Here is a 22,381-nt window from a genome sequence, read left to right as displayed (position 1 = left end):
ACCGATAGGATCGCCCCCATGCGCCGTTCCAAAATCGTCTGCACGCTGGGCCCCGCCGTCGACTCCGAAGAGCAGCTCGTCTCGCTGATCGAGGCCGGCATGAATGTGGCCCGCTTCAACTTCAGCCACGGCACCCACGCCGAGCACCAGGGTCGCTACGACCGTGTTCGCGCCGCCGCCAAGAAGACGGGCCGCGCCGTGGGTGTGCTCGCCGACCTCCAGGGCCCGAAGATCCGCCTGGAGACCTTCGCCGAGGGCCCCGTCGAGCTGGTGCGCGGTGACGAGTTCACCATCACCACCGAGGACGTCCCCGGCGACAAGTCGATCTGCGGCACGACCTACAAGGGTCTGCCCGGCGATGTCTCCAAGGGCGACCAGGTCCTGATCAACGACGGCAACGTCGAGCTGCGCGTCGTCGAGGTCGACGGCCCGCGCGTGAAGACGATCGTCGTCGAGGGCGGTGTCATCTCCGACCACAAGGGCATCAACCTGCCCGGCGCGGCGGTGAACGTCCCGGCCCTGTCCGAGAAGGACATCGAGGACCTGCGGTTCGCCCTGAAGATGGGCTGCGACATGGTCGCCCTGTCCTTCGTGCGCGACGCCAACGACGTCAAGGACGTCCACAAGATCATGGACGAGGAGGGGCGTCGCGTCCCCGTCGGTGCCAAGGTCGAGAAGCCGCAGGCCGTCGCCAACATGGAGGGCGTCGTCGCCGCCTTCGACTGGGTCATGGTGGCCCGTGGCGACCTCGCCGTCGAGTACCCGCTCGAGAAGGTCCCGATGGTGCAGAAGCGCCTCGTGGAGATGTGCCGCCGCAACGCCAAGCCGGTGATCGTCGCGACCCAGATGATGGAGTCGATGATCACCAACTCGCGCCCGACACGCGCCGAGGCCTCCGACGTCGCGAACGCGATCCTGGACGGTGCCGACGCGGTCATGCTGTCGGCCGAGTCCTCGGTCGGCGCGTACCCGATCGAGACCGTCAAGACGATGTCGAAGATCGTCAAGGCGGCCGAGGAGGAGCTGCTCTCCAAGGGCCTCCAGCCGCTCGTGCCGGGCAAGAAGCCGCGTACGCAGGGTGGTTCGGTGGCCCGCGCCGCGTGCGAGATCGCGGACTTCCTGGACGGCAAGGCGCTGGTCGCCTTCACCAAGTCCGGTGACACGGCCCGCCGGCTGTCCCGCTACCGCGCCGCGCAGCCGATCCTCGCGTTCACCACGGACGAGGAGACCCGCAACCAGCTCTCGCTGAGCTGGGGCGTCGAGTCGCACGTCGTGCCGCACGTGGACAACACCGACGGCATGGTCGACCTGGTCGACGCGGAGCTGGTGAAGTTGGCCCGCTTCGACGACGGCGACACCGTGGTCATCACCGCCGGCTCGCCCCCCGGCGTCCCCGGCACCACCAACATGGTCCGGGTGCACCACCTGGGCGGCGGCGAGCGCGACTGACGCGTCACCGCGTGCCCGAGCACATGAGCGCATGACAAAGGGCGCCCCCCTTGAGGGGGCGCCCTTTGTCATATGCGGATCCCGAACCGGCCTTGAGGCTACGGTCAGCTGTCCTCGACCGTGGTGTGCAGACCGGGCACGTGCAGGGTTCCACCGAACTGCGAGGCCTGTGTGACCTTGACGTTCGTGAAGAACAGGGTCGGCAGGTTGAGCGGCGGCGGGTTCTTGGCGTTGAACGTCAGCGGAACGAGCCCGAACAGGTTGCCCGAGAGCTCCTCCGTGTACATCGTCGTCTGCCCGTCACGGATGGTGGACGTGGAGCCCTTGTCCGAACGAATGTGGAAGAACTTCCCGTCCGGGCCCGGGGCGATCTGGTGCAGATCACCGATGTCCGTGCCCTTGGAGATGATGTACTTCATGACGCGCTTGGTCGAACCGTCGGCCATCCGGACGTCCACCAGGCCCTTGTAGTCCGCCCCCTTGAGCAGGAGCGAACTGGCCTCCAGCTTCCAGGTCTTGTCCGGGAGCTGGGACGGGGTGTCCTCGTCGGCGCCCGACGCGTCCGTGGCCGCGGGGCAGTTGTCCGGCACATCGCCGGAGCCCTGCGGGTTGCCCACGTTCTTGGTCGCGTCCTTGGCCGCGTCCCCCACCTTGCCGGTCGTGTCCTTGACCTTGTCGGTGGTGTCCTTGACCGTGTCGCCGAGCTTGTCGGTGGTGTCCTTGACCGACCCGGTCGTGTCCTTGACCGTGTCGTCCACCTTGTCGGTGGTGCCACCGAGCAGGCCGCCGGAGTCCTTCGAGGACGCCGACGGTGCGGGAGTCGCGCTCTCGGACTCCTTGTCGTCGGGCGTGAACGCCTTCTTCAGGGCGTCGCCGACGCCCAGCGGGTCCAGCGGGTTCTTGGTCTCGGACGCCGAGGGCGACGGCGTGGCCGCGTCCTTGCTGTCCGAGTCCTGCGATTCCGTGGACGGCGAAGGAGTCGGGGTCGCCTTCTCCTTCGTCTCCTCGGAGCCGTCCTTGGAGGCCGAGGCGGACGGCTTCGGGGTCGGCTTGGCCGACTCCTTGGCCTTGTCCTTGTCCTTGGCCTCGTCGGACCCGTCGTCCTTGTTCGACTCCATGGCGTCGGCGCACGCCTTGTAGTCGTCGACCGAGAACTTCGTCGGGTTGTCCTTGGCCGACGCGAGCGTCGGCGTCAGACCAAGTCCCATGAGCACGGCCGTGGGCATGGCCGCGATCGCCACCGCCTTGCCCGCGGGCATGTGCATCTTGGTAAAGAGATGCTTCTTTGGTGCCGCATGCCGCCGCGCCGCATGCCGCGGCCCGGTTCTCGCACGGGGCTCTGAAGAGCCCTCGTACTGCACCTCGTCAGCCGGCACGGTGCCTCCCGTTCGTCCCGTTGTTCGGGCTCGTCCCTGACACGTCGTCGTTTACGCCCGCGACCTGATAGGTGGCTCCCGCAACCGGCGGCACGACCGGCGCCGCGTCCTGGGAGGACGTGGCCTGGTCACCGCCCTTCCCGGCCGAGTCGTCCTGTCGCTCCGCCGGTGCCCAGGCGATACCGAGGCCACCTCCGACGAGGGAGAGCAGGAAACCGATGACGAAGCCGCCGAAGTTCGAAACCACGAGGGAGACCAGGGCGAGAAGAATCGCCGCGACGCCCGCGAACACACGGGAGTGCGGCTGGAACCACATCGTCAGGCCGAGCACGACCAGCAGGACGCCGATGATGAGCGAACCGGCACCGGCCGTGGTCGCCATCTTGATCGTCATGTTGCCGATCGCGAGGTTCGCGTACGGGAAGTACATGATCGGGAGGCCGCCGAGGATTGACAGCAGACCGCCCCAGAACGGGCGCTGACCGCGCCACCCTCGGAACGATTGGCGCATCTGACCAAGCTTGGGGCCCAGTCCTGCGTGCGCTTCGGCGCTCATGTCGTACAGCTCCTCGGGAAAGGCGTTGATCTGTGGTGATGGTGGCTTTCCGGAAACGGGCACGGGGACGACCCCACGTCACTGCGAGTGCCCCCGCGCCCGGCCGTTCAGCTCATCAAGTGCCAAGCCCCCGGCCCGCACTCGGGCCCTGTGGGCCTAGTAGCACTCGTGCTTGCCCTTCTGGACCTTCATCTTGAGGCCGGAGAGCTTGAAGGTGCCGGCCGTCGTGGCCCACGCACGCTGCTGGACGTTCTCGAAGTGCACCGAGTCGGCCTGCTGGGCGAACGCGTTGGGGTCGGCCTTGTCGCCCTGGTGGATACCGGGGCCCTTCTTGGCGTCACCCGCGGCCACACCGATGTCGATGTTCTTGAAGGTCGCATCGGCCTTCAGGTCATCGGCGTCGATGTAGAGGGTCTTGGCCTCGACCGGGGCGCTCTTGTTCGCACCGGCCGACAGCTTCATCGATACATCGCCGAAGACCGGGACGGGGACAACCACCGACTGGCAGAGGTTGTTGATCGTCGCGGTCTTCATGCCGACAACGGCGACCGGGTGGTTACCCGTCTTGCCGGAGTCGACGGCTCCGTACTGGACAAAGCCCTTGCCGTCGAGGGAGTCCGCCGTCACCTTGAACGACTGACCCGACACACTGAACGATGCCGCGAGCGCACCCTGGGACAGGGCCACGCCTATCGCGGCGGTCGCCGCGACGCTCGGCACCATGACTACGGCGAACCGCTTCCATCTGGTTCCGCCACGAGTCACGGACTTCATGACTGTTCCTCCTTCTCGGACGTACATCTCCGGCCCTGACTGCCCCTAGAGGCGGCTCAGCCGGGCAGGGATGGGAGAAGTGCTACGTCCTCGGGAAGGAGAGCGCCCGCATCGGAAGTGCTTGGTCTGCACCGCACCTTGATCACCGGCGATCACCCCCGAGCGACAACCACTGGTCGCACCTGAGCCATCACGCGCAACCTGCCGGACAGGCCCAACCGGATGGTTGAGACCCCCCTGTCCTGGACCGCCGGCGCTCCCCTTGGTTCGCCGTCGACCACTCGGTGGGGACCCAAAAACCCCGCCGCACGATTGGCTGTCGGACGGTGGGTAGAGGACCGAGCGTGCCCGATCGTGGTGCATTCGAGGCGCAGACACAAGGGGGTTCGTTACTCGCGGGTAACGGACGGATAACCGAACACGGACACAGCGGCACCGAACAGCAACTGAGGGTGCCGTCAACGGAGTTTTTATACAGGTTGAATACGGGACGGAATCGGACAGAAGATCAGGCCCGACTTACTCCAAGTAACAGCGGCCGCGATTACCAAGTTTTGGTAAAGCGCGGCCGCTGTGCGCCCTCGCGGACGAAATTTTCACTTCGGCATCACAAGCCGCAGTGTTTAACAACTGGTCACTGACGACTCAGAAAAGAACTCGGGCCAGAGCCGTACGCGCCGTCGTCACGCGCGGATCGTCGCCACCCACGACCTCGAACAGTTCGAGCAGTCGTACACGCGCCGCGTCCCGCTCCTCGCCCGCCGTGCGCCCCACCGTCTCGACGAGCCGGCCGAAGGCGTCCTCGACATGACCGCCGACCAGATCCAGGTCGGCCGCCGCGATCTGCGCCTGCACATCGGCGGGCTTCTCGGCGGCGTCCTGGCGGACCCGCTGCGGGTCGAGCCCCTGCACGCGCTGGAGAAGCTGCGCCTGGCCGAGGCCGAGCTTGGCCTCGGTGTTGCCCGGGTCGTCGGACAGGACGTTCTTGTACGCCTGCACGGCGCCGTCGAGGTCGCCGGCGTCGAGGGCCTGCACGGCCGCCTCGAGGAGCGCGTCGTAGGGGCCCGCCGGGGGCTCCTCCGCCACGACCGGCGCCTCACCCTCCGCCTGCGGGTCGACCGCGATGCCGGTGAGGCCGAAGCGCTCCTCGGCGACCTGGATCAACTGGTCGAGCGTGCCCCGGATCTGGGACTCGGGGGCGGCGCCCTGGAAGAGGGGCAGGGCCTGGCCCGCGACGACGGCGAAGACGGCCGGGATCCCCTGGACCCCGAACTGCTGCATCAGCATCTGGTTGGCGTCGACGTCGATCTTGGCGAGCACGAAGCGGCCGCTGTACTCGGCGGCGAGCCGCTCGAGGAGCGGGCTGAGCTGCTTGCAGGGCTCGCACCACTCGGCCCAGAAGTCGATGACGACGGGCACCTCGGCGGAGCGCTGCAGTACGGCGCTTTCGAAGTCGGCCTCTTGGACGTCGATGACCAGGCTCGACGGCGGCACGGCGCCGCCACCGCCCGTACGGGCCTGCTCGGCGCGCGTCTGCTCCGCCTTCGCCTTGGCCTCCTGGGCCGCCTTCACCGCGGCGAGGTCGACGACTCCGCTCATGGACATGTTCCGTGGCTGCATGCGTACAGTCTCCCCCTTCCGCGGACAGTTGTGGGCCGGGTCCTGCCCCGTGCACCTCCCGCCGGAATGCGAGACGCATCTTGGAGGCACGGAGCGGACTCGGCCTGGTGTGCTTTCGGCACCGGATCCCCACCCGGCGCCTTGTGGTTGCCGCTCGTCCGGGCCGCCCCAGGGTGCAGATCCGGGACGCTCGTACGAGATCGCGCAGCTTTCGCTACGACTCGTAGCGTAACTGCCGTGACCGGGACGCGGGAACCGGGGTCCCCGTGATCACCCGGTGATCTGCCTCACGCGATCTTTCCGCCGTACCCGCCGGTATGGTCAACGACCATGCAGCGCCGCACGCCGTCTCCCTCGTCCCCTTCGTCACAGCCCTCTCCCCCTGCCAACGTACGGACGGGGCGTCCGCGTTCCGCCGCGGCCGACGAGGCGATTCTGGAGGCGACCCGGGCGGCGCTCGTGGAGCTCGGCTGGTCGAAGCTCACGCTCGGGGACGTGGCCACGCGCGCGGGTGTCGCGAAGACGACGCTGTACCGCCGCTGGCCGGGCAAGAGCGAGCTCGTGGTGGACGCGGTCGCGGTCCTCTTCGACGAGCTGGAACTGCCCGACCGGGGCTCGCTTGCGGCCGATGTGGAGGGCGTGGTGCGGCAGTTCGCGGCGATCCTGGACCGGCCGGAGACGAAGACGGCGCTGATGGCCGTGGTCGCCGAGTCCACCCGCGACGCCCCGCTGCGGGACCGGATCCGGACGTCGATCGTCGACCGCCAGAAGCGGCTCGTACTGGAGGGGCGGGCGCGGGCCGAGCGCCGCGGGGAGCTCCCGCCGGCCCCCGACCCGGCCGCCGCCGCGGCCACGGCGGATCTCATCTACGACGTGGCGGCGGGGGCGGTCGTGCACCGCACCCTGGTGAGCGCGGAGCCGGCCGACGCGGAGTGGGTGCGGCGGTTCACGGCCCTCCTGCTGGGAGGGCTCGCGGCCGCCGCGACCAAGTAGCTGTCCTCAGTGCTGTCTACGGGTGCCCGCTGTTAGTCGTTCCAGGCGCAGCTGCCCAGCGTGGCGCGCTTCTTGGACACCAGGGCGTCCGCCTCGGTCGCCGGCAGCGCGCGCGTGCGCCGGTCGTGGCAGACCACCGTGCGGTCGGAGCGGCCCGCCAGGTCGACCAGGATCTGGTCCCAGTGGCGGTACTGGACGTCGTGCCCGGTGTCGGCGTACGTACGGGTCTTCACCGGCGCCGACTCGGGCAGGTTGTCGCGCCAGGCCTTGAGGGTGCTCGCGGGCACGGTCGTGTCCTTGTCGCCGTGGTAGAGGAACACGGGCGCCTTGAGCTTCGACAGGTCCGGGCCCGGACGGTCGCAGTACAGCCGCTGCTCGTGCACCTGCGGCGCCGGATCGGCCTGCTGGCCGCGCTGGTTGTAGGTGCGGGCGCCCTCCTCGTACGCGGTGTCGGCGAAGCCGGGGATCGACTTGACCGGGCTGTCGTCGGGGAAGGCCCACCACTTGCGCGGGTCCTTGATCTCGTCCTTGACGGCGGCGGCCAGCTGGTCGTCCGTCAGGCCGCAGTACGAGGGCTTCTCGCCGTACGGCGGGAGGGCCGCGCCGAGGTGCAGGGCGCTGATCCGCTCGGGGGCCTTCGCGGCGATCTCGGCGGCGTACGGGCCGCCGCCGGATATCGCGATCACCTTGAACTTCTTCACGCCGAGTTTGTCGAGGACCTCAAGGGCGTCCTTGGCGTAGTCGGCCTTGCCGAGCTTCGGGTCGTAATCGGTGTCGCCGAAGCCGTTGCGCTCGACCGTGATCATGCGCAGGTCCAGGTTCTCTCTGGTGGTGCGCATGAAGTCGGTCATGTGGACGGCGCGGGCGCTGGTGCCTGTGCCGCCGATGTAGAGCACGGGGGTGCCGTCGGCCGGGCCGGAGTCCGTGTAGTGGGCGGTGCGGCCCGAGGACAGGTCGGCGGCGTGGACGTCGGCGCCGAGGGAGTCGAAGTGGTTCTGCACCTTCGGTTCGGCGGGCGGGCTCGCGCTCACCGTGCCGGCAGCGCCGATGGCGATGCCGCCGAGGAGGGCGAGGGTGGCGGCGCCGACGGTGGTTGTGGTGCGGTTGAGCGCGGACAGTGGCACGGTGACTCCTGGGTAGGCGTGGGCACTTGGCGTGCCCGCGCCTACCCCAAGATCACGTGGTGACACCTGTCAGCTGCCGCCCGCCGCACCGGCGTTGACGCCACGGGCCTCCGCCCCGGCCCCCGCGCCTCAATCGCCGGCGGGGCTTGATTCGCCCACCCGATACGGCCGCCCCCCCGCCTTGGGCAATCTGCCGCCTGGGGCGGCAGGGTGGGCAAGGCGGCACCGGCCACGGTTGAGGTCAGAAGCCCGGCGGCTCCGTGTAGACGCCCCACTCCTCGCGGAGCACCCCGCAGATCTCGCCGAGGGTGGCCTCCGCGCGGACCGCGTCGAGCATCGGGGCGATCATGTTGGAGCCGTCCCGCGCCGCCGCCACCATCCGGTCGAGGGCCACCCGCACCCCCGCGTCGTCCCGGCCCGCCTTGCGGCCGCCGAGCACCCGCACCTGCTCCCGCTCGACCTCGTGGCTGACCCGCAGGATCTCCAGATCGCCCGTGACGGAACCTTCCGCCACGTTCACCCCGACCACGCGCTTCTCGCCCTTTTCCAGGGACTGCTGGTACCGGAACGCCGACTCCGCGATCTCCCCCGTGAACCAGCCGTCCTCGATCCCGCGCAGGATCCCGGACGTGATCGGCCCGATCGGGTGCCGCCCGTCCGGATGCGCCCGCAGGCCCCGCTCCTTGATCTGCTCGAAGATCTTCTCGGCGTCGGCCTCGATCCGGTCCGTGAGCTGCTCGATGTACCAGGAACCGCCCAGGGGGTCCGCGACGTTGCCGACGCCGGTCTCCTCCATGAGGACCTGCTGCGTGCGCAGCGCGATCTCGGCGGCCTGCTCGCTCGGCAGCGCGAGGGTCTCGTCGAGGGCGTTCGTGTGGAGGGAGTTGGTGCCGCCGAGGACCGCTGCCAGCGCCTCCACCGCCGTACGGACGACGTTGTTGTAGGGCTGCTGCGCCGTCAGCGAGACGCCCGCCGTCTGCGTGTGGAAGCGCAGCCACTGGGCCTTCTCGCTCCGCGCCCCGTACACGTCGCGCATCCACCGGGCCCAGATCCTGCGCGCCGCGCGGAACTTGGCGATCTCCTCGAAGAAGTCCACGTGGGCGTCGAAGAAGAAGGAGAGGCCGGGGGCGAAGACGTCGACGTCCAGGCCGCGCGAAAGGCCCAGTTCCACGTAGCCGAAGCCGTCCGCCAGCGTGTACGCCAGCTCCTGCGCGGCCGTCGAGCCCGCCTCGCGGATGTGGTACCCGGAGACCGAGAGCGGCTTGTACGCGGGGATGGAGGAAGCGCAGTGCTCCATCAGGTCGCCGATCAGGCGCAGATGGGGCTCGGGCTGGAAGAGCCACTCCTTCTGCGCGATGTACTCCTTGAAGATGTCGGTCTGGAGCGTGCCGTTCAGGACCGCCGGGTCCACCCCTTGGCGCTCGGCCGCGACCAGATACATGCAGAAGACGGGGACCGCGGGGCCGCTGATCGTCATCGACGTCGTGACGTCGCCCAGCGGGATGTCCTTGAACAGGACCTCCATGTCGGCCGCCGAGTCGATCGCGACACCGCAGTGCCCGACCTCGCCGAGCGAGCGCGGGTCGTCGGAGTCCCGCCCCATCAGCGTCGGCATGTCGAAGGCCACGGACAGCCCGCCGCCGCCGTTGCGGAGGATCATCTTGTAGCGCTCGTTGGTCTGCTCGGCGTTGCCGAACCCGGCGAACTGGCGGATCGTCCACGTACGCCCCCGGTACCCCGTCGGGTAGAGGCCGCGGGTGAACGGGTACTCGCCCGGCCAGCCGATCCGCTCGAAGCCCTCGTACGCGTCCCCGGGCCGCGGCCCGTAGACGGGGTCGACCGGGTCCCCGGAGAGCGTGGTGAAGTCCGCGTCCCGCTTGCGGGCCTTGTCGTAACGGGCCTGCCAGCGTCGGCGGCCTTCCTCGATCGCGTCAGCGTCCATGCTTCAAATTTACTTGGACGTCCTACTAAATGTCGATGGGCCACGGCGTCCGATCGCCGCGAACCCGGACGGGCTCAGGCCCGCAGCGCCGCCAGATGCGCCGCGCGCACGTCCGCCGTCTGCCCCTGCACCACCAGGAACAGCCCCTCGCGGGCCAGCCGCTGGGCCGGCGCCGACAGGCCGAAGGCACGTCCGCCCCCGGCCACGATCGCCGCCGTCGTCGCCGCCCGCATCAGGTCGTACGCGCGGGTCTTCACAGTCAGCCGGTCCGCGAGCCGCTCCCCCGCCGGTACCTCGTCGACCAGCGCGTACGCGTCCCGGCGGACGCCGTCGAGGCGCTCGCGCAGCACGCCCGCCGTCTCCTTCGCCTCGGTGTCGCCGGACGCGTCGAGGAGGTCGAGCGCGGCGCGCGCGACGCCGAGGACGGCCGGGTTGGTGTTGGTGTTCTTGGGCCGGTCGGCGCGCGCCCACTCCTCGTACGGCAGTCGTACGACGATGTCCTCCTCGGTCACCGTGAGTCCGTCCAGGTGCAGGCCGACGGTGCGGGTGCCGGTGAGCGCGGCCAGCTGGAGCGGCTCGGTCGGCGTGAGGCCCGGCTGCTCGCGCGGCCGGGCGACGGCGAAGACGACCTCGCTGTCCTCGGTCGCGCCGCCGAGCAGGAACACGTCGTTGAGGCCCCAGCCCGTGTACCAGGGCACCCGCCCGTCGAAGCGCACCCCGCCGTCCGCGAGCCGCGTCGCGCGCACCGGCAGCTTCGGGAAGGCCCGCAGGTGCGAGAAGGCGATGCCCGCGAGCGCGGTGCCCTCGGACAGCGGACGCAGCCAGCGTTCGCGGGCCGCCGCGCGGCCCGTGGCGAGGGTGCGTACCGGCGTGTGGTGCTGGGCCTGGACAAAGAAGGTCGAGCAGCAGGCGCCCGCAAGGATCTCCGCGACCTCCCGCCCCACGGCGGCCGACGCCCCCGAGCCGCCGTACTCGACGGGCGCGTGCACGCCGAGCACGCCCGAGGCCCGGACCTCGGCGATCGCCTCCGGGGTGACCCCGCTGCGGTCGTGGGCCTCTGCGGCGGGCGCGAGGACGTCGGCGGCGAGCCGTCGGGCGGCGGCCACCAGCGGGTGGTCCTCAAGGCGGGGTGCGGTGGCGGTCATGCGGGTGCTCTCCTCGGGGCCGTACGTGCCGGTGGGGACACGGTGTCAGGTCCGGACGCGCTCCCCCGGTCACAGAAAAACGCGCGCGTCCGCTCCTCTCGGAGGGACGCGCGCGAAGTCCGGTGCGTGGCCGGGGTTACGCCTTGGCGAGCTTGGACGCGTCGCCCGCGACCTTGCCCTCGAGCTCCGCGGAGATCTTGCGCTCCACGAAGAAGGCGGCGGTCGGGATCGTGCCGGCGATCAGCACCCACAGCTGCTTGCCGACCGGCCACTTGGCCTTGGAACCCAGGTCGAAGGCGAAGACCAGGTACACGACGTACAGCCAGCCGTGCGCGATGGCGATGACGCGCGTGAAGTCCGCGGCGCCGTCCATGCCGAACGCGTACTTGGCGATCATGCCGAGACACAGGAGGACCAGGAGCACACCGGTCACGTAGGCCATGGTGCGGTAGCGGGTCAGCACGCTCTTCTTCATGGGTCGAGGGTAACCGCCCGTTTTGCGCGATCTTCGGGCGGGCCGGGGTGGCCCTGGTCTCACCCGCCGGTTCTCACTCGTCCGTGAAGTCGTGCGCCGCCACCCGAAGGGGCCGCAGCATCGCGAAGATCTCGCCGCACTCCTCCGCGTCGTACACGCCGAGGCCGAAGTCCATCGCCATGAGGTCGCGGGTGGCCGCGTCGACGGCCTCGCGGCCCTTGTCCGTGATCGTGGCGAGCGTGCCGCGCCCGTCGTTGGGGTTGGGGCGCTTGTCGACGAGGCCGGACTTCACGAGCCGGTCGACCGTGTTCGTCACGGACGTGGGGTGCACCATGAGCCGCTCGCCGATCTTCGACATCGGCAGCTCGCCCGCCTTGGAGAAGGTGAGCAGGACCAGCGCCTCGTAGCGCGCGAACGTGAGCCCGTACGGCTTGACGACCGCGTCGACCTCGGCGAGCAGGATCTGGTGCGCGCGCATGATCGAGGTGATCGCGCCCATGGACGGCACGGATCCCCAACGCTGCTTCCAGAGTTCGTCGGCGCGGGCGATCGGATCGAAGGCGAGAGAGAGGGGCTTCGGCACGCATCCGACCTTACCGGGCGGTCATATGGCGGTCAGCCCCGTCTCGGCCTTTGGGCTTTCGCCGCGTGCCGTGGCCCGCACTTCGAGGGCGAGCGCCGCGCAGCACAGCCCTCCGACGAGCCCGGCGCCGGCCACGACGGTGGACACGTCGAGGAACTCGGCGGCCGCCCCCGCGAGCGCGGCGCCCACGCCCTGGATGGTCATCAGGCCCGCGCTGTGCAGCGCCATCGCCCGGCCGCGCAGTTCCTCGGGCACCGCGTCCACGAACCAGCGGTCTAGCCCGAGCGTGTACGCGGAGCCGGCCCCGGCCAGCAGCAGGATCACCACCGCCCACGCGAGGCCGGGCTTGAGCGCGTAGCCGATCAGCGGCAGCAGGGTCGCCGACGCGAGCGGCAGCGCGATACGGGAGCGGGCCGAGGGCGAGAGCAGCGAGCCCGCGGCGAGTTCGCTCACGACGGTCCCGACGGCCATCGAGCACATCAGGAGTCCGACGGTCGCCGCGCCCGCCCCGATCTCGTCCGCGTACGCCGCGGCGAGCGCCTCCGGCGCGATCACGAACATGGGCGGCACCCAGAGCAGGAGCAGCAGGGCGCGGATGCGGCGGTGCCCGAGCACCTGCCGGGCGCCGGCCAGCGAGTACTCCAGGAGGGCGCCGCTCCGGTCCGCTTCCCGTTCCCGCGCGGGGCGCGCCTTCGTGCCCAGGCGCAGCAGGGTCGCCGAGCACAGGAAGGTGACGACGGTGACGGTGAGCGCGCCGCGCGGGGACACGACCGTGAGCAGGACGCCGCCGAGGCCGAAGCCGACGAGGAGCGCGCTCTGCGACACGATGCGCAGCAGCGAGCGGCCGAGCACGAACAGGTCTCCGTCGCCGAGCACATCGGCGAGGGTGGCCATGCGGGTGCCGTTGAACACCGGCGAGACGAGCGCGATGACGCAGCGCAGCGCGAGCAGCCCGCCGACCGGCGTGGTCGGCAGCGCCATCAGCGCCGCGCACCCGGCGCACACGAGATCGCAGGCGACGAGCACCCGCCGCGCCGGGAACCGGTCGGCGATCCCGGACAGCAGCGTCCCGCCGACGAGGTACGGCAGGAACCCGAGCGTGAAGGCGAGCGCGCTGAGCAGCGGCGACCCGGTCAGCCCGAACACGAGCACACTGAGCGAGATCTCCGCGACGACGACGCCGAGCAGGGAGGCGGCGTGCGCGACGAACACGGCGCGGAACTCGGCGATCCGGAAGAGCCTTGCGTAGCCGGGGCGTTCGGGAGGCGTTTCGCTGGTCATGGCCGCAGACTGCCGAGTGCCTCGCGCCGGTCGTAGTGTTTCGGCGTACGGCGAATGTTGGGCGGAGGGGGGGACGGATGTCGTTGCATCTCCGGTTCGGGCAGGAGGACCTGCTGCGGTGCCGGTTCGCGATCTCGCCGCTCTGGGAGACGCAGGAGGCGATCCGTACGCTCAAGCGGCCCGACCGGCACGGCTATCACCTGCCGTGGCTGCGCCGGATCCGGGACGCCGCGCGGGGGCTCGACCTGGCGCCGGTGTGGCTGCTGATGCCGCGGCGCGGGCACTCCCCGGACTTCCTCGGGCCGCCCCCGATCGGCCCGGCCGCCACCTTCGACGAGGAGATCGCCGCGTTGCGGGCGACCGCTCCCGACGACGCACTGCGCGGCATCCGCCAGTCGCTGGCGTGCACGCCGGGCGCCGCCGACACCCCGCACGGCCGCGCGATGACGGCCGAACCGGCCCGCGCAGTACGGGAGTTGGCCGACCTCGTGGCACGGGCCTGGCACGTCCTGGTGGAGCCCGAGTGGCCCCGGCTGCGGGCGCTGCTCGAGGCCGACGTGGCGTACCACTCGCGGCGCCTGGCCGAGGTCGGCCTCGAAGGGCTGCTGCGGGAGCTGCACCCCCGGGTCGGCTGGGAGCCCGGCACCCTCACCCTCAGCGCCCGCGCGAGCGAGCACAGCCGGGACCTCGACGGCCGGGGGCTGGTGCTGCTGCCCAGCGTCTTCTGCTGGCCGGACGTGGTCAGCGGCTTCGATCCGCCGTGGCAGCCCACCGTCGCGTATCCGGCGCGGGGTGTCGGCGCACTGTGGTCGGCGCCCGCCGCGCGGGCCCCCGACGCGCTGGCGAACCTGCTCGGCCGGGGCCGCGCCGACGTGCTCTGCGCGCTCGCCGAACCCGCGTCGACCAGCGCGCTCGCGCACCGGCTCGGCCGTGCGCCGTCGTCCGTGTCCGCGCATCTGGCGGCACTGCGCGGGGCGGGGCTGCTCTCGTCGCGGCGCCGCGGACACCAGGTCCTGTACGAGCAGACACCGCTGGGCGGCACGCTCGTGACGGGCGATCAGGGCCGCTGACGCGGCGCTTAATGCGCGGCGAAACGGCAACCCTGTGTAACGATTGCCCGGTATTTACGCTTTCGTACACCTTCGTACGCCCTGTACGCGCTCCGATCCAGGGGGCAGGATGCCCGTCCCACCCGCCCACACGTCCGCCAGCACCCCCACCCGCACCTTCGCGCTCGCCGGCGCCGCGATCCTGCTGTCCACCTTCGCCATCGGCTGCTCCGACGGCGGCGGTGGCGGTGGCGGCGACGCGGGCAGCAGCGGCGGCGGCCACGACGCCGCGGCGGAGGCCGCGCAGCGGACCGCCCCGTCCGGCTCCGTCACCGACTCCTCGCCCTTCTGGGTCGATCCGGACTCCGACGCCGCCGACCAGGTCGCGAAGTGGAAGCGGGCGGGCCGCGGCTCCGACGCCGCGCTGATCGAGCGGATCGCCGCGCGCCCGCAGGCCATGTGGGCGCCGGGCGACTACCCGCGGCCACCGATCTCCCGGGCCGCCGCGCAGGCCACGAAGGCGAACAAGACGCTGGTCCTGGTCGCGTACAACATCCCGCACCGCGACTGCGGCCAGCACTCGGCGGGCGGGGCGCACAGCGCGGACTTCTACCACCAGTGGATCGACGCGTTCGCCGCCGGCATCGGGAAGGCGAAGGCCGTCGTCGTCCTCGAACCGGACGCGATCGGGCACATCGTCAGCGGCTGCACCCCGAAGCAGTACGAGGACGAGCGGTACGCGCTGATGTCGTCGGCGATCGACCGCCTCAAGCGGCAGCCGAACACCAAGGTGTACGTCGACGCGGGCAACCCGGCCTGGATCCCCGACGCGAACAAGCTGGTGGAGCCGTTGCGGCGGGCCGGTATCGGGAAGGCGGACGGCTTCTCCCTGAACGTGTCCAACTTCCAGACGGACCAGGACAGCGCCGCGTACGGCCGCCGGCTCTCCGGACTGCTCGGCGGCGCGCACTTCGTGGTCGACACCAGCCGCAACGGAGCGGGCCCCTACGGGGACGGCCAGGGCGACGCCTGGTGCAACCCGCCGGGCCGCGCGCTCGGCTCCGCCCCGACCACGCGCACGGGCGACGCCCTGAACGACGCGAACCTGTGGGTCAAGCGGCCCGGCGAGTCGGACGGCACGTGTCGTGGGGGGCCGGCTGCCGGAACGTGGTGGGCGGATTACGCGTTGGGGCTCGCCAAATCAAGCCCCGCCGGCGATTGAGGCGCGGGGGCCGGGGCGGAGCCCCGCGACCGCAACCCCGGCCCCGTGAGCCTTACTCCACCTGAATCCACTTCGCCTCGGACGACACACCGTCCGCGTCGGACACGAACAACATGTACCAACCCGGCGGGACCAGCGTCTTGTCCTTCGGGACGTCCACCGTCACCGCCCCCTCGGACTTCTTGACGTCGAGGGCGATCGAGCGCTGCTCCACGTCCGTCGTGTGCGTCACGGCGGACGGCCGCATGAGACGGGCCTTGGCGATGCCGTCCGCGTCCTTCGTGCGGAACGTCGCCCGACCGCTCGCCGGCAGGGTCTCGGGACCCGACCCGAGGACGGGTCGCTGGTCGCCGCCGCGGTGCAGGGCGGGCGGCGTGTAGATCTCCATGCGCTGCTCGAAGTGGCCGAGCTTGGTGTTCTGCTGGTTGTCGTAGAGCGGGTCGGAGCCGAAGCTGGCGACCCGGCCGTCGGGCAGCAGCAGCGCCTCGGAGTGGTAGTTGCGGCCGACCTTGGGGGCGGCGGCCTCCTGGAAGGCGTTCTGCTCTGGGTCGTAGAACTGCGCCTTGAAGATGTTGCTGGCGCTGCGGCCGCGGTAGTCCTTGGAACCGTTGGTCGTGAACACGGAGTCGTCCGGCATGATCACGGAGTTCAAGTAGCGGGTGCCCTGAGGGAGTTGGGGCCCGGTCTTGAAGGATGGGCTCTTCTCCTTCAGGTCCACGACCGCCGTGCGGGACGTCGCCTTCTTGGACTCGCCGACCCCGCCGCCGCCGAGGATCATGAACCGCTGGTCCTGCGCGGGCGGCAGCAGCAGCGAGGACGAGGTCTCCGTCTGGTCCGTGTCGGTGAGGCCCGGGACCTTCTCGAACTTGTTGGTCTTCAGGTCCCACAGGCCGGGGACGCGTCCCTTGGTGGCGGGGCCGTAACCGGCGTTCGAGGCGGGGTAGAAGAGCTTGCCGCCCTTGGTGAGGAAGAGCGCCGGGTACGTCGGGAAGTAGCGCTTGGGGCCCATCGACCACTTCTTGGTCCTCGGGTCGTAGATCTCGTTGTCGCCGGGGTCGATCATGCCGACGTCGTCGAGTCCGGAGACCGCGAGCACCTTCCCGTCCTCCAGGCCGACCAGGGTGGGGTACCAGCGGGCCTTCTCCATCGGGTCGACCGGCACGTACCGCTCGGCGACGGGGTCGAACTCGTAGGCCTCCTTGATCCCCTGGAAGTCCTGCTTCTCCATGGTGATCTTCTCGGAGAGGCCGTACGTGTTGTCGGCGTCCTTGCCTCGCAGGCCCTCGATCTCGTACTGGGCGTTGTCGTCGGTGACGTACTGCCTGCCCTTTTTCGCCGCCTCGACGAAGACCCGGGACTCGCTCGCCTTGACCCTGGTCTTCCACGGCTGCATGACACCGGCGGCGTTGCGCTTCTTGTCGAAGGTGCGCGTCGCCTTGGGCACGGTCACGTCGAACTTGGAGACGTACTCGGTGCCGGAGGGGGAACGGAACGTCGTCCCCTTCTTCAGGTGCACCGCCTTGTCGGGGCTCTCGTTCTTGACGCGCATGCCGCCGCCGGCTTTGTCGACCTCGCCGTCGAGCCGCTCGTAGCGGGCGGTGCCGCCCGCCACCAGGAGGCGCCCGCCGGGGAGTTGGGCGTGGCCGCCGCAGAAGAAGTCGGCCGGGGTCGGGATCTTCTTGAAGGTGTTCGCCTTCGGGTCCCACAGGACCGTGTCGAAGGTGCCCGCGTCGAATTTCTTCTGCTCGTTGCCCGAGCCCGCCACGATCAGGACCTTGCCGGTGTGCAGCAGCGCGGCGTGGATGGCGTTGGTGCGGTACTCCTCGGGGATCTCGACCTGCGACCAGGAGCCGTACTTGGCCTTGTAGCCGGGCTGGGCGATCTTCCAGTCCTCGTACCGCTCGGTGGCGAAGGTCCAGGCGGCCGGGGCGTTCAGGCCGACGAGGAGGGCGACGCCGCCCGCTCCGAAGACGGTCTTCTTCATCCGGCGCGAAGGTCTGTAGGCCATGCGTCAGTTCCCTCCTGTGGTCGACGTACGGGGCGTCGCCGGCTGCACGGTGCGGACCGGTTCGAGCTCCGCCCTCCTGGCGGTCTCGGTCTCGGTCGCGGCGGCGGCAGCGGCAGCGGCCTCGCGGCGCTGCGTGGCGTACCACACGACGGGGGGCGCGAGCGCGATGCCCAGGGCGAGGACCGCCCAGGTGCGCATGGCCACGTGGGTGTGGTCGAGGGCGACGGACGCCACGAGCGAGGTGGCGAGCACGCCCGCCCAGGCCAGATGGATACGGAAGGTCAGCGGCTGGTCGGCGCTGGCGTCGCCGCCCTTGGGGGTGACGACGAAGCGGCTGGGGCGGCCGAGCAGGGCCGCGCCGAGCGACTTCAGGTAGATGGGCGCGGAGATCGCGGACATGCCCATGCCGGCGAGGCCGCCGGAGCCCTCGGGTTCGTGCGGGGAGACATTGTGCCGCCGGTTCCAGAGGTAGAGGCCGATCTGGAGGGCGGCGGCGTCGCTGTAGAGCATGAGCCACACGGACGCGGACACCTGGGTGCCGGAGGCTCCGGTCCACAGGAACAGCACGCAACTCAGCACGCCGAGCAGCCAGTTGACGGCCGTCATCGGGTAGTAGACGAGCATCATCGTGTACGAGAAGAGGCGGCCGGGCGGCATCGAGGCCGGGGCCTTCCAGTACTGCCGGAACAGCGTCTCGTACGTGCCGCGCGACCAGCGGGTCTGCTGGGTGAAGAAGTCCGTCCAGGAGGCGGGGCCCTCGCCGACCGCGAGCACGTCGGGCGTGTAGACGGAGCGCCAGCGCTCATGGGTGTCCGGGTTGCGGTGGCGGTGGATCTCGAAGCCGGTCGCCATGTCCTCGGTGATCGAGTCGACGAGGCCGCCGATCTGCTTCAGGGCGGAGATCCGTACGACGTTGTTGGTGCCGACGAACATGGGGGCGCGGTAGCGGTTTCCGGCGCGCTGGATCAGCGCGTGGAAGAGGAACTGCTGGGACTCGGCGGCCTTGGTGACCGGGGAGTCGTAATTGCCGTAGACCTGCGGGCCGACGACGAACGCGACGTCGGGGTCGCGGAAGTAGCCGAGCATCCGCTGGAGGAACTCGGGGTGCGGCACGTGGTCGGTGTCGACGGAGGCGAAGAAGTCGTAGTCCGCGCCGTACGCGGCGAGCCAGGCGTTGTAATTGCCGTGCTTGGTACGGGCCTTGTGGGGGCCCTTCTTCTGGTTCCACTCCGGGATGCCCTTGCGGGTGAAGTGCCGGACGCCGAGCTGCGCGCAGAGCCGCTTGACGTCGGGGTCGTCGCCCTCGTCCAGGAGCCAGATGTCCAGCGGTCCTTCGTGCGCGATGCGCACGGCGCCCTCGAGGGTGGACCGCACCATCGCGAGGGGTTCCTTGCCGGGGACGTACGTCGTGAGGAACGCGACGCGCGTGCCGGGCTCGGCGCGGACGGGGATCGGGTCCCTGGCGACCATCGTCGCGTGGGCGATGGATATGACGTTGACGACCATGAACAGCTCGATGAGCCCGATCGCGACGAGCATCACGATGTCGAGCGAGACCAACCAGCGTTCGCCGCCCTCGCGTTCCACCCAGTGGGTGGGCCACACCAAGTACACGAGCAGCGCCCCGGTGAGCAGTGGCGCGAGCGTCATCAGGAGGATCGCCCGTATTCGGTGCGGCTCGTTCGCCAGGAGCGAGGTGTACTGCACCCGGTAGCCGCCGTCGCCGGGCGGCTCGGTGAGCGGCCCGGCGAGCCTGCTGTAGGTGTCGTAGTCGTAGCCCTCGTCAGGCCGCACAGCGCCCTCCACGATCTGGTGTTCGCCTTCTCGGTACCCCAACAAAAGGGGACTTTCCCGGGCGTGTCGACCAGAGGGGGGCGTAAGAGTGAGGTATGGGGAGGGCTACCCCGGTCAGCCGTCGGAGAGTTGCCGCTCCACGGTTTCGACCTTCGACGTCAGACCGTCCGTCACCCCCGGGCGGATGTCCGCCTTCATGACGACCGAGACCCGCGGCGCCCGCTCCTCGACCACCGCGACGGCGCGCTTGACGACGGCCATCACCTCGTCCCACTCACCCTCGACCGAGGTGAACATCGCGTCGGTGCGGTTCGGGAGGCCGGATTCGCGGACCACGCGGACCGCGTCGGCGACGTACTCCCCCACGTCCTCGCCGACCCCGAGCGGGGTCACGGAGAAGGCGACGATCATGCGTTCACGACACCTTCCTGGCGGGCGCGGCCGGCGATCACCGCGGCCTCGCCCTCGCGCTTGAGCTTGCGCTCGGCGAAGAAGCCGCCGGTGGGCAGCACCGAGAGGACGAAGTAGAGCGCGGCGGTGCCGAAGCTCCACTTCGCCTTGTTCCAGGCGTCGAGCCAGAAGATCACGTACAGCACGAAGAGGACGCCGTGGACCATGCCCATGACGGGCACCGCGTTGAAGTCCGTCGTCCGCTTCAGGACCGAGCAGAGCAGCAGCAGGAGGAAGGAGACGGCCTCGGGGGCGGAGACGAGGCGGAGGCGTCGGAGGGCGGAGGCGGTCTTGAGGTCCACAGGTGCACCTTCGGCTGAGCGGGCGGACGGTCATTGATCTTGTGAATGTACGCACAAGCGTTTTCCCATTGTGGCATCGCGCCGATGGGGCCCTGTCGGCGGGCTCTGCTTGGCGGCTACCTTCGACCTCGTGGCTACGTTCCGACTGCAGGGCAGCAAGGTGCTCGCCGTCGACATGACAGGCGACGCGGTGAAGGCGAAGAACGGCTCGATGGTCGCCTACGACGGCCGGATGGCGTTCAAGAAGCTGAGCGGGGGCGGCGAGGGGGTCAGGGGCATGGTGACCCGGCGGATCACCGGTGAGCAGATGACGATGATGGAGGTCAAAGGGGAGGGCACCTGCTGGTTCGCGGACCGGGCGAGCGAGATCAATCTGGTGGGGCTGCGGGGCGACAAGCTCTACGTCGAGTCGAGCAATCTGCTCTGCACGGACACCGGCCTGCGCACCGGCACCTCGTTCACCGGCGCCCGCGGCGCCTCCCAGGGCAACGGACTGTTCACGACGACCGTCGAGGGCCACGGCCAGGCGGCGATCATGAGCGAGGGTCCGGCCGTGGTGCTGCGCGTCGGCCACGACTACCCACTCACCGTCGACCCCGGCGCGTACGTCGCGCACCAGGGGAATCTGCGGCAGTCGTTCCAGTCCGGAGTGACCTTCCGTACGTTCCTCGGAGAGGGCGGCGGCGAGGCCTTCCAGATCCTCTTCGAGGGCGACGGGCTCGTCTACGTACAGCCCAGTGAGCGCAACACGATCGCGGGGGACGTGTGATGACGACGGCGGGCCCACCGGCGTTCCGGGAGATCAATTCGAAGATGGTCGAGGCGACCGTCGTGCCCGGGCAGCGGCTCTACAGCCAGCGCGGCGCGATGCTCGCCTACCAGGGAGACGTCTCCTTCACCCCCGACATCCAGGGCGGGCAGGGCGGGGTGATGTCGATGATCGGGCGGCGGGTCGCGGGCGAGTCGACGCCGCTGATGACGGTCGAGGGCAGCGGCACCGTGCTGTTCGGGCACGGCGGGCACCACGTGCAGGTGATCACGCTGTCCGGCGACACCCTGTATGTGGAGGCGGACCGGCTGCTCGCCTTCGACGGGGCGTTGCGGCAGGGAACCATGTTCATGGGCGCGCAGGGCGGCGTCATGGGGATGGTCCGCGGCCAGGTGACCGGACAGGGCCTGTTCACGACCACGTTGCAGGGCCACGGATCGGTGGCGGTGATGGCGCACGGCGGCGTCATCGAGGTCCCGATCACCCCGGGCAGGGCCGTGCACGTCGACCCGCAGGCGTACGTGGCGCACCACGGCGACGTGCGCAACAAGCTGTCGACCGCGCTCGGCTGGCGGGACATGGTGGGGCGCGGCAGCGGTGAGGCGTTCCAGCTGGAGCTGAGCGGGAGCGGTGCGGTGTACGTGCAGGCGTCGGAGGAGAAGCTGTGAGCGGCCCGATCGCGTACGACCCGGCGTCCCTGCCGGTCGACGACAACGTCAACGCGTACACCTTCTGTGTGGAACTGCGGGGCGGCCAGTGGTTCCTGCAGAAGGGGAAGATGATCGCCCACTACGGGCGGATCGACTTCAACGGCATCGGGCACGGCCGGCTCGACCGGCTCGTGCGCACCTCGTTCCACTCGCCGCTGCACGCGAGCGACTGGGTGGTCGCGGAGGGCGACGGCAAGATGCTGCTCGCGGACCGGGCCTTCGATGTGAACTCGTACGACCTCGACGAGGGGAATCTGACGATCCGCGCGGGGAATCTGCTCGCTTTTCAGCCAACTCTCGCGCTGAAGCAGTCGATCGTTCCCGGCTTCCTCACACTCATTGGCACCGGCAAATTCGTCGCGGCATCAAACGGTCCGGTTGTGTTCATGGAGCCGCCGATCCGGGTCGATCCGCAGGCGCTCGTCGGCTGGGCCGACTGTCCCTCGCCGTGTCATCACTACGACCACGGATATCTGACGGGCGTGATCGGCGGTCTACGTGCGATGACGGGCATCGGCGGGGTCTCGGGCGAGGAGCACCAGTTCGAGTTCGTGGGCGCCGGCACGGTGCTGCTGCAATCCAGCGAGTCGTTGATGCCGGAACAGCCGGTGGGTGACGTACCTCACCAGGGAGGAGTTCCGGGCGGACCGGGGGCCTCCACCGGCAATCCTGGAGCACCGCGTCTTCCCGGACAGCTCGGCGACCTCCAGCGTCGCTTCGGGCTGTGAGCGGTAGTCTGCGGAGTGTGACGTCGAACGC

General features: G+C 70.1%; 21 protein-coding genes. 7 read left to right on the top strand and 14 right to left on the bottom strand.

Annotated elements, in window-relative coordinates:
- Positions 1 to 18: 18 nt before the first annotated feature.
- Complete coding sequence (pyk, locus tag ACIA8D_RS14150; RefSeq protein ID WP_399231846.1) at positions 19 to 1,449, top strand: pyruvate kinase; 1,431 nt, start codon at positions 19 to 21, stop codon at positions 1,447 to 1,449.
- A 104-nt stretch (positions 1,450 to 1,553) separates the two neighbouring features.
- On the opposite strand, the gene ACIA8D_RS14145 is transcribed toward pyk, so the two are convergent.
- The 4 genes from ACIA8D_RS14145 to ACIA8D_RS14130 all read right to left on the bottom strand — a co-directional run bounded on the left by ACIA8D_RS14145 (position 1,554) and on the right by ACIA8D_RS14130 (position 5,775).
- Entirely contained in the window at positions 1,554 to 2,708 is a 1,155-nt protein-coding gene (locus ACIA8D_RS14145) for a hypothetical protein (protein ID WP_399231844.1), read from the bottom strand.
- A 106-nt stretch (positions 2,709 to 2,814) separates the two neighbouring features.
- Positions 2,815 to 3,381, bottom strand: a complete 567-nt coding sequence (locus tag ACIA8D_RS14140) for a DUF6114 domain-containing protein (protein ID WP_399231843.1) — start codon at positions 3,379 to 3,381, stop codon at positions 2,815 to 2,817.
- Positions 3,382 to 3,537: 156 nt separating this feature from the next.
- On the bottom strand, positions 3,538 to 4,155 hold the full coding sequence (locus ACIA8D_RS14135) for a DUF6230 family protein (protein ID WP_399231841.1): 618 nt from the start codon (positions 4,153 to 4,155) through the stop codon (positions 3,538 to 3,540).
- A gap of 645 nt (positions 4,156 to 4,800) precedes the next feature.
- On the bottom strand, positions 4,801 to 5,775 hold the full coding sequence (locus ACIA8D_RS14130) for a tetratricopeptide repeat protein (protein WP_399231839.1): 975 nt from the start codon (positions 5,773 to 5,775) through the stop codon (positions 4,801 to 4,803).
- A gap of 330 nt (positions 5,776 to 6,105) precedes the next feature.
- Here ACIA8D_RS14130 and ACIA8D_RS14125 point away from each other — a divergent pair, with 330 nt between their 5' ends.
- Positions 6,106 to 6,768: a TetR/AcrR family transcriptional regulator gene (locus ACIA8D_RS14125; protein WP_399231837.1), complete on the top strand. Its 663-nt coding sequence runs from the start codon at positions 6,106 to 6,108 to the stop codon at positions 6,766 to 6,768.
- A 32-nt stretch (positions 6,769 to 6,800) separates the two neighbouring features.
- Here ACIA8D_RS14125 and ACIA8D_RS14120 read toward each other — a convergent pair whose 3' ends face one another.
- The 6 genes from ACIA8D_RS14120 to ACIA8D_RS14095 all read right to left on the bottom strand — a co-directional run bounded on the left by ACIA8D_RS14120 (position 6,801) and on the right by ACIA8D_RS14095 (position 13,318).
- Complete coding sequence (locus tag ACIA8D_RS14120; protein WP_399231835.1) at positions 6,801 to 7,892, bottom strand: alpha/beta fold hydrolase; 1,092 nt, start codon at positions 7,890 to 7,892, stop codon at positions 6,801 to 6,803.
- 241 nt (positions 7,893 to 8,133) lie between these two features.
- Positions 8,134 to 9,834 carry a methylmalonyl-CoA mutase gene (locus ACIA8D_RS14115; RefSeq protein ID WP_399231833.1) on the bottom strand — a complete coding sequence of 567 codons (1,701 nt, stop codon included), beginning with the start codon at positions 9,832 to 9,834 and terminating at the stop codon, positions 8,134 to 8,136.
- 74 nt (positions 9,835 to 9,908) lie between these two features.
- Positions 9,909 to 10,979, bottom strand: coding sequence for an acyl-CoA dehydrogenase family protein (locus ACIA8D_RS14110; protein WP_399231832.1), 1,071 nt, complete (start codon positions 10,977 to 10,979; stop codon positions 9,909 to 9,911).
- A 136-nt stretch (positions 10,980 to 11,115) separates the two neighbouring features.
- Positions 11,116 to 11,454, bottom strand: a complete 339-nt coding sequence (locus tag ACIA8D_RS14105; RefSeq protein ID WP_399231830.1) for a DUF3817 domain-containing protein — start codon at positions 11,452 to 11,454, stop codon at positions 11,116 to 11,118.
- A gap of 73 nt (positions 11,455 to 11,527) precedes the next feature.
- Positions 11,528 to 12,037: a MarR family winged helix-turn-helix transcriptional regulator gene (locus ACIA8D_RS14100; protein WP_399231829.1), complete on the bottom strand. Its 510-nt coding sequence runs from the start codon at positions 12,035 to 12,037 to the stop codon at positions 11,528 to 11,530.
- Positions 12,038 to 12,058: 21 nt separating this feature from the next.
- Positions 12,059 to 13,318: an MFS transporter gene (locus ACIA8D_RS14095; protein WP_399231826.1), complete on the bottom strand. Its 1,260-nt coding sequence runs from the start codon at positions 13,316 to 13,318 to the stop codon at positions 12,059 to 12,061.
- A 77-nt stretch (positions 13,319 to 13,395) separates the two neighbouring features.
- Between ACIA8D_RS14095 and ACIA8D_RS14090 the strand changes: the two genes are divergently transcribed.
- Both ACIA8D_RS14090 and ACIA8D_RS14085 read left to right on the top strand, forming a co-directional pair.
- On the top strand, positions 13,396 to 14,388 hold the full coding sequence (locus ACIA8D_RS14090; RefSeq protein WP_399231824.1) for a DUF5937 family protein: 993 nt from the start codon (positions 13,396 to 13,398) through the stop codon (positions 14,386 to 14,388).
- 109 nt (positions 14,389 to 14,497) lie between these two features.
- Complete coding sequence (locus ACIA8D_RS14085) at positions 14,498 to 15,589, top strand: glycoside hydrolase family 6 protein (RefSeq protein ID WP_399231821.1); 1,092 nt, start codon at positions 14,498 to 14,500, stop codon at positions 15,587 to 15,589.
- Positions 15,590 to 15,641: 52 nt separating this feature from the next.
- Here ACIA8D_RS14085 and ACIA8D_RS14080 read toward each other — a convergent pair whose 3' ends face one another.
- The 4 genes from ACIA8D_RS14080 to ACIA8D_RS14065 all read right to left on the bottom strand — a co-directional run bounded on the left by ACIA8D_RS14080 (position 15,642) and on the right by ACIA8D_RS14065 (position 20,143).
- Positions 15,642 to 17,597 carry a galactose oxidase-like domain-containing protein gene (locus ACIA8D_RS14080; protein WP_399231819.1) on the bottom strand — a complete coding sequence of 652 codons (1,956 nt, stop codon included), beginning with the start codon at positions 17,595 to 17,597 and terminating at the stop codon, positions 15,642 to 15,644.
- Positions 17,598 to 17,600: 3 nt separating this feature from the next.
- Positions 17,601 to 19,391: a glycosyltransferase family 2 protein gene (locus tag ACIA8D_RS14075; RefSeq protein ID WP_399231817.1), complete on the bottom strand. Its 1,791-nt coding sequence runs from the start codon at positions 19,389 to 19,391 to the stop codon at positions 17,601 to 17,603.
- Positions 19,392 to 19,505: 114 nt separating this feature from the next.
- Complete coding sequence (locus tag ACIA8D_RS14070; protein ID WP_399231816.1) at positions 19,506 to 19,802, bottom strand: MTH1187 family thiamine-binding protein; 297 nt, start codon at positions 19,800 to 19,802, stop codon at positions 19,506 to 19,508.
- Positions 19,799 to 20,143 (bottom strand): DUF3817 domain-containing protein, encoded by a 345-nt coding sequence (locus tag ACIA8D_RS14065; protein WP_399231814.1) that lies wholly within the window; start codon positions 20,141 to 20,143, stop codon positions 19,799 to 19,801. Before ACIA8D_RS14065 ends, ACIA8D_RS14070 begins: the two co-directional genes overlap by 4 nt.
- A 130-nt stretch (positions 20,144 to 20,273) precedes the next feature.
- Between ACIA8D_RS14065 and ACIA8D_RS14060 the strand changes: the two genes are divergently transcribed.
- The 3 genes from ACIA8D_RS14060 to ACIA8D_RS14050 are packed head-to-tail and all read left to right on the top strand — an operon-like array spanning position 20,274 to position 22,350.
- Positions 20,274 to 20,912, top strand: a complete 639-nt coding sequence (locus ACIA8D_RS14060) for an AIM24 family protein (RefSeq protein ID WP_399231812.1) — start codon at positions 20,274 to 20,276, stop codon at positions 20,910 to 20,912.
- Positions 20,912 to 21,580, top strand: coding sequence for an AIM24 family protein (locus ACIA8D_RS14055; RefSeq protein WP_399231810.1), 669 nt, complete (start codon positions 20,912 to 20,914; stop codon positions 21,578 to 21,580). Before ACIA8D_RS14060 ends, ACIA8D_RS14055 begins: the two co-directional genes overlap by 1 nt.
- Positions 21,577 to 22,350, top strand: a complete 774-nt coding sequence (locus ACIA8D_RS14050) for an AIM24 family protein (RefSeq protein WP_399231809.1) — start codon at positions 21,577 to 21,579, stop codon at positions 22,348 to 22,350. Before ACIA8D_RS14055 ends, ACIA8D_RS14050 begins: the two co-directional genes overlap by 4 nt.
- Positions 22,351 to 22,381: the final 31 nt, after the last annotated feature.

This window comes from Streptomyces sp. NPDC051684, from assembly GCF_044453445.1.
Taxonomy (GTDB): domain Bacteria; phylum Actinomycetota; class Actinomycetes; order Streptomycetales; family Streptomycetaceae; genus Streptomyces.
The sequence above is the reverse complement of the archived record's forward strand: the minus strand, read 5'-3'. Positions and strand labels throughout refer to the sequence as shown.